This is a genomic window from Roseivirga sp., assembly GCF_049099775.1.
In the GTDB taxonomy this organism is placed as follows: Bacteria; Bacteroidota; Bacteroidia; order Cytophagales; family Cyclobacteriaceae; genus Roseivirga.
In genome coordinates, this window is sequence record NZ_JAGDZM010000015.1 from 230 (window position 1) to 894 (window position 665).

The 665-nt window shown below is 40.5% G+C and carries 1 protein-coding gene; it reads right to left on the bottom strand.

All coding sequences use genetic code 11. From position 1 onward, the window contains the following. On the bottom strand, positions 1-665 hold a 665-nt coding region (locus tag JXQ92_RS18625; RefSeq protein ID WP_421988157.1), incomplete at both ends, for an Ig-like domain-containing protein.

The following is a 665-nucleotide window of genomic DNA, read 5'->3' on the forward strand; positions in this document are numbered from 1 at the left end:
TCCTCACCCTCTGGTAATTCTCTGGATGGCTTATAGCTCAACTGGCGACCGTCAAAGTAACTAAACTCTGAGACATCAAGGCGCTGCAATAAGAGCATATCTCGCTTTCTATAGATACGTACCGAACCACTCGATTGGCTAACACGCTCATTGAAGTCAATTGTTATGTTGCTTCCAGAAAAAAGAACCCCACCATCCTCAGGAGATAATTTCACTATACTCGGCCCAGAGCTCCCGTCCACTAAATCAAAGTTCCAAGTATCTGAATTAAACAAATCACCAATCGGATTACCCGACACATCAGTTACTGCATTTTCAGTCAAAACCACTGAATACCCAAAGTCGTATGAAAGCTTATTATCCAAACGGATTGTCAGCGCATTACCATCTATTTTGACAAGACTACTCCCTATGTTAATTTCTGTCACAGTTTCTAACGAATTAGAAAACTTAACAACGCCAACTCCTTTTACTATCGGCTCATCAAAAACAACCGTTAAAGTACTCTCACGGCCAGATTGTATTCCTCCGTCAACTGGAGAAAGAGAGCTAATCACTGGACCAGTATTATCAATGTCTTTCAACTTGAAATTCCAAGTGGCATTATCAAATAATTCACTAATACTATTGCCAGAAAGGTCTCTTAATGCACCCTCAGAGAATAA